This is a genomic window from Streptosporangium fragile (assembly GCF_039534445.1).
Lineage (GTDB): Bacteria > Actinomycetota > Actinomycetes > Streptosporangiales > Streptosporangiaceae > Streptosporangium > Streptosporangium fragile.
On the sequence record NZ_BAAAVI010000138.1, the window covers coordinates 1 to 5,805 of the forward strand.

5 protein-coding genes are annotated in these 5,805 nt (G+C 72.6%); 3 read left to right on the top strand and 2 right to left on the bottom strand.

The genetic code is table 11. The features are described from left to right. Window positions 1-55 precede the first annotated feature (55 nt). Together ABD841_RS39970 and ABD841_RS39975 are read right to left on the bottom strand one after the other, a co-directional pair. Entirely contained in the window at window positions 56-1,657 is a 1,602-nt protein-coding gene (locus ABD841_RS39970; protein ID WP_344982277.1) for a phospholipase D family protein, read from the bottom strand. Window positions 1,658-1,815: 158 nt separating this feature from the next. Next, window positions 1,816-2,274 (bottom strand): MarR family winged helix-turn-helix transcriptional regulator, encoded by a 459-nt coding sequence (locus ABD841_RS39975; protein ID WP_344982278.1) that lies wholly within the window; start codon window positions 2,272-2,274, stop codon window positions 1,816-1,818. Between the two features lie 154 nt (window positions 2,275-2,428). Between ABD841_RS39975 and ABD841_RS39980 the strand changes: the two genes are divergently transcribed. The 3 genes from ABD841_RS39980 to ABD841_RS39990 all read left to right on the top strand — a co-directional run bounded on the left by ABD841_RS39980 (window position 2,429) and on the right by ABD841_RS39990 (window position 5,669). Beyond that, window positions 2,429-3,550 (top strand): hypothetical protein, encoded by a 1,122-nt coding sequence (locus tag ABD841_RS39980; protein WP_425582119.1) that lies wholly within the window; start codon window positions 2,429-2,431, stop codon window positions 3,548-3,550. Between the two features lie 79 nt (window positions 3,551-3,629). Then, window positions 3,630-4,784 (top strand): phospholipase D-like domain-containing protein, encoded by a 1,155-nt coding sequence (locus tag ABD841_RS39985; protein WP_344982280.1) that lies wholly within the window; start codon window positions 3,630-3,632, stop codon window positions 4,782-4,784. Window positions 4,785-4,991: 207 nt separating this feature from the next. Beyond that, complete coding sequence (locus ABD841_RS39990) at window positions 4,992-5,669, top strand: phosphoribosyltransferase (protein ID WP_344982281.1); 678 nt, start codon at window positions 4,992-4,994, stop codon at window positions 5,667-5,669. Window positions 5,670-5,805 lie beyond the last annotated feature (136 nt).

Here is a 5,805-nt window from a genome sequence, read left to right on the forward strand (position 1 = left end):
GCGGGCAGCATGCCGAACCCACCACCGAAGATCAAATCAACCTAACGAAGTACTACTAGTAACGTCCGGCGCGGCGCAGGGCACGGGGGCGCCCGTCCGGGTCGCACACGAGGTGGTAGAACGGCGTGGCCCAGGCGGTCGTCCACGGGGACATGCGCGACGTCTCGTACACGCGCAGCCGTCCGGGCGGGCGAGGGCCGCGGCGGCCCCCGGCGTGCCACCGTTCGAGAGCGGCGGCCGAGGAGGCGAGGGCGTCGAAGAAGGACCGTGGGTCGAGCAGGTCGGCGTCCGGGAGGTCAGGGCGGTCCAGGTGTTCCCGGGCGAGGGTCAGCCGCAGGTCCCGGGCGAGCCGGCGGGCGCCGTCGCCGAGGCCGCCGGGGTCCGAGGGCTCGCGGTCGTCGAGGGTCTCGTCGAGCATCGCGCAGGTCAGCTCGGAGTCGTAGGTCCAGGACCGGCGGTTGAAGTTGTCCGAGCCGACGGTCGCCCACACGTCGTCGATCACGCAGACCTTGGCGTGGACGTAGACGGGGGTGCCCTGGGGGCTCTCCACCCCGTAGACCGCGAAGCGGTCCCCGCCCGCCCGTTTCAGCACGGAGACGGCCTGGTCGCGGCCCAGGATCTGCGGGGTCCCCGCGAGTGGCCCGTCCTGGTCGGGATGGAGCGGCAGGATACTGATCATCCTCAGGCAGGGGTTGGCCTCCAGCGCGTCGGCGAAGCACCGGGCGATCTGCGGGGACCACAGGTACTGGTCCTCGATGTAGATCAGGGCGCGGGCCCGGCGCAGCGCCTTCAGATAGCCGCGGGCGACGCTGCGCTCCCCCCGCGGGGCGAACGGGTAACGGGTCCGGCGGTGGGCGTAGGTGCGCAGCAGCTGCACGGAGTGCGGGCCGCACGGGGGCGGGTCGGGGGCCTGCGGCGGCAGCGGGTCCGGCACGGTGTCGTCGTGGCGGAGCAGGTCCGCGATCCGGTGCACGGGGTTGCGGGTCAGCGGGGTGCGGTCCTCCCAGCGCTCCCGGAAGACGGCCTCGACGTCGCCGACGGCGGGCCCCTGGATCGCGGCCTGCACGTCGTGCCAGGGCGGGCGCGGCCCGTACACCCCGGCCATCGCCGCGGCCTGGACGTCACCCCGGTGGGAGGCGTCGTCCCGGCGACTCCAGCACAGGTCGATCCCGCCGACGTAGGCGATGTCGCGCCGGGGGTCGTCGCGGTGGCGCAGGACTACGAGTTTCTGGTGGTGCGAGCCGCCGGGCGGCACGCGCATGTCGCGCACGCACTCCCCGCCGGCCGCCTCGATGGCCTCGCCGAGGTGGCGGTTCTCCTCCTCGCTGAAGCGGAGGCGGTCCCAGTGCGAGCGCCAGAGCAGCCCCTTGACGACGACCCCGCGCCGCGCGGCCTCGGCGAAGACGTCGGCCACCTCCGTGCCGGGACCGCCGAGCCGCTGGCTGGGATCGCCGCGCCAGTCGGTGAACAGCAGCAGGTCTCCGGCGCGTAACCCGCCGACCCGGTCCAGCAGCTCGGCGAAGTACGGTGCGCCGTGGGGGATGGGCCGGACGGTGTTGCCCCGCGACCAGGCGGTGCCGCTGTCGTGCCGGGTGTCGATCCGCGACGCCGGGTTGCCGCGCTCCTCGCGGCTGAGAAACCAGTCGTCTTCCCTCATCCGCTCCGTCCTACCCGGCTCCGCCGTGTTCTCACGCCCCGGCTTCGCCCGTGCCCCGGCCGTTCTCCTGCCGCCTCCGCCTCCACGTCCCGGCCGCTCGCGTGCCCCGGCCGTCCGCCCGGCCGGGGCCGCGGTGCCCGGGACGATCCCGGCCGGCGTCAGACGACCGTGATCAGCTTGATCAGCTGCTCGCGGAAGCGGTCGTACTCGTCGACCGCGCCGAGCAGGACGTCGGAGTTCCGCTCCGCGCGACGCGCCGTCCCCAGGACCTCCCGGCCGGCCGGGGTGATCTCGACCAGCGTGCGGCGGCGGTCGTGGTCATCGGTCTTCCGCTCCACGTATCCGGCCCGGTGCAGCCGGTCGATCGTCCGGCTCATCGTCTGGTCGGTCACCCGGCACAGCGTCGCGAGCTCCCGCTGCGCCAGCCGGCCGTCGACGACGTGGTGGAGGACGATCAGCCCCGCGTGGGTGAGGTCGTGCGCCGCCAGGAAGTCGTGGAAACGCCCCTCCACCAGCCGGGCGGCCACCGAGAGCAGGCGGCCGGTCGGCCAGGAGCGGATGTCGTCGCGCACCGCGTTCGGATCTCGGGCGATCTCCTGCTGGTCTCCTCCGGCCACCTGCCCATTGTCACAGAAACGGGAGGCGGAGAGTTCCCCGCGTGTCCCGGGCGGCTTCCGGCGGTGGGAAAGGCGGACAGGGGGGAACGGGGCGGAGAACGGAGGGGGCGTCGGGGCAGGAGGACATTTGTTCAGCAGGCTGAGTAAATGCATAATGCTCAGCGTGCTGAACGATGTTTCCCGCCACTCCCGTGTCCCCCACCCGACGGCCGGCCGCACCCTGCTCTGGGGGATCGCCGCCAGCGCGGTCCTGACCGGGCTGGTCTGGCTGCTGGGCCGGCGCCTGGAGGGCATCGAGCTCCTGCCGGACCAGGGCGCCTCCTGGTACTACTGGAAGCTGCCCGAGCCGACCGTGTGGACCCGCGCCTCGGCCTGGCTCGGGTACGCGGCCCACCAGATCGCCTCCTGGTGGCTGATCTACTACGCCCAGACCCGGGTCCGCCGCTACACCGCCGGACTGCACCGGGTGAACGTGATCGCGCTGGCGGTCAACTTCGGGTTCGTCGTCCTGCACACCCTGCAGACCCACCTGTTCTACGACGGGCTCGCCCAGGACGTGTCGATCTTCAGCTCGCAGGGCTCGGTGGTCCTCCTGCTGGTCGCCGTCCTGCTCATGGAGAACGGGCGCCGCGGGCTCTTCGCCGGCCGTCCGGCCCCCATCTCCGCCGAGGTGGTGACGTTCGCCCGCAAGTATCACGGCTACCTGTTCAGCTGGGCCGCCGTCTACACCTTCTGGTACCACCCCATGGAGAGCACGAGCGGGCATCTGGTCGGCTTCTTCTACATGTTCCTGCTCCTGCTCCAGGGCAGCCTGTTCATGACCCGGGCGCACACCGACCGCCGGTGGACCGTGACGCTGGAGCTCCTGGTCGCCGCGCACGGCACCCTGGTCGCGGTGATGAGCAGCGGGCCGGGCGGCGCCTGGCCGATGTTCCTGTTCGGCTTCCTCGGGATCTTCGTGATCACCCAGATGCACGGCCTCGGGCTGTCCCGTGCCACCAGGTGGATCCTCGCCGCCGCCTACGCCGGCGCCGTCCTCGTGGTGTACGCCGCCCTCGGGTTCGGCCGCGTCGACGAGATCGTCCGCATCCCCGTGATCGAATACCTGCTGGTGGCCGTGCTGGCCGTGCTGCTCTGGCTGGGCCTGCGCGCCGCGAGGCGGGTGACCGGCCGCGGGCCCGGGGACGGCCGGGCCCGGCCCGCCCCTGCCGGCGGCCGTCCCGCGCCCGGCGAGCCCGAGCGAGGCGAGGCGTCCGCCGGACGGGACCGTTCCTGAGCCCCGCCCTCCCGCGTCGCCGCCCCGCGACACCCCCGAAGATCTTGATGACGGCCCGGCGGGCTGTCAGTCTGACACGGTGGCAGCATTCGCCGGTGACAAGATCGAGGCCTTCGTCGGGCCCGTCGAGCTCGGGGCGGCCGACGACCTCGAGCGCGTGATCGTCGACTTCGTCGACGGCGCCCGCCACTCGCTGGACATCGCGGTCCAGGAGCTGGACTCCGAGCCGATCGCCCAGGCGATCCTCGACGCCCGCTTCCGCGGGGTGAGCGTCCGCGTCGTGCTGGAGCAGGACTATCTGCTCACCGCCAGGCTTCCCGCCCTCACCATGCGCCCCGGCGAGGACGAGACGGCCGCGCGCCGCCGCCTCCAGTGGGGCGACGAGCCGGGGAGCCGCAGCCTGGAGGCCAACCGGCGGATCCTGGCCGCGCTGCTGCGCTGCGGCGCCGACGTCAAGGCCGACTACAACCCGGCGATCTTCCACCAGAAGTTCGTCGTCCGCGACTTCCGCGAGCGCGCGACGCCCACCTCGGCCATCCTGTCCGGCTCGGCGAACTTCACGCACACCGACTGCCACCGCAACCTCAACCACATCGTCGTCTTCCACGACCCCCGCATCTGCCGCGAGTACACCGCCGAGTTCGAGCAACTGCGCGCGGGCCGCTTCGGCCGCGACACCCACGGCAAGGTGCCCGCGGCCTACAACCTCAACGGGGTGCCGGTGAAGGTGCTCTTCGCGCCCGACCACGCGCCCGAGTTGGAGATCATGAAGCAGATGCTCAAGGCCACCAGGCGGGTCGACTTCGCCATCTTCACCTTCTCCGGCTCCTCCGGCATCGACGACGCGATGATCGCCCTGTCGGAGGCGAAGCGGACCGTGACCGGTGCGATGGACCCGGGTCAGGGCGCGCAGCGGTGGGCCGCCACCCACGACCTGGACCGCGCCCGGATCGAGCTCTACTTCCCCAGGCGCAGCCCGGCCTTCGGCAAGCTCCACCACAAGCTCATGGTCATCGACGAGGCCGTGGTCGTCGCCGGCTCGTTCAACTACACCGCCCCGGCCAACAACTTCAACGACGAGAACATCTTCGTCATCGGCAGCCCCTACCCCGACCTGCCCAAACGGGAGGGCGGCCCGGTCGACCCGGCCGCCTGCGCCGAGATCGCCCGTTTCTTCCGCGCGGAGATCCAGCGCATCGAGCAGGAGGGGGAGCGATTCATCGGCGCGCCCTGAGCGTGCCGTCCTGAGCGTGCCGTCCCGGCCGTGCCGTCTTGAGCGTGCCGTCCCGGCCGTGCCGTCCTGAGCGTGCCGTCCCGGCCGTGTGTTCTGGACGCCCGCCTCCTCCGGCCTGCGGTCCACATCGAGCCAATGACCGTTATGTCGTTTTTGTGCTCTTATGGAAGGAGAAGAGCGCCTGCTTGCAGCGGGGAGGCGGTGGCCATGGGGAATCGCGTTTTCCGGGACCGGCGGGACGCCGGCCGGGTACTGGCCGGAATGCTGGAGCATTACCGGGGCAGGCCCGGCGTCATCGTCCTGGGGCTGCCCCGGGGCGGTGTCCCGGTGGCGTACGAGATCGCCGCCGCCCTGGGCGCCCCGCTGGACGTCTTCCTCGTCCGCAAACTCGGCGTCCCCGGCCACGAGGAGCTGGCGATGGGGGCGGTCGCCGGCGGCGGGGTGGTCACGCTCAACGACGACATCATCCACGGTCTCACCGTGTCGCCGGAGGTCATCGAGAGGGTGATCCGGCGGGAGAGGCAGGAGCTGCGGCGCCGGGACCGGCTCTACCGTGGATCCCGGCCCGCGCCCGAGCCCGACGGCAGGACCGTCATCCTGGTCGACGACGGGCTGGCCACCGGCGCGAGCATGCGGGCCGCCGTCCAGGCGCTCCGGCGGCTGCACCCGGCCCGGATCGTGGTCGCCGTGCCCACCGCGCCCAGGTCCGCCTGCCGCGAGCTCGCCCCGCTCGTCGACGAGGTGGTCTGCGCCGCCACGCCCTCGCCCTTCTTCGCCGTCGGCTACTCCTACCGCGACTTCGACCAGACCTCCGACGATGAGGTGCGCGACCTGCTCCACGCCGCCGTCCACGGTCGCCCGAAGCTGACGTCCTCCCCTTCCTGAGGTCCTGGGGGAAGGGGCCGGGCCTTTCGGAGACCGGGCGGCGAGCGGTCTCCCGCGGAGCGGCGTCGGCCGGGGCCGATCACCCCCGCCGGGGGGACGGCGGGCCCCGCCGCCGGCCCGCCGCCCGGGGCGGGGG

Excerpts from the sequence above, each read along its gene's own strand:
- ABD841_RS39970 (WP_344982277.1), bottom strand. The coding sequence starts at position 1,657 with ATGAGGGAAGACGACTGGTTTCTCAGCCGCGAGGAGCGCGGCAACCCG.
- ABD841_RS39990 (WP_344982281.1), top strand. The coding sequence starts at position 4,992 with ATGGGGAATCGCGTTTTCCGGGACCGGCGGGACGCCGGCCGGGTACTG.
- ABD841_RS39980 (WP_425582119.1), top strand. The coding sequence starts at position 2,429 with ATGCTCAGCGTGCTGAACGATGTTTCCCGCCACTCCCGTGTCCCCCAC.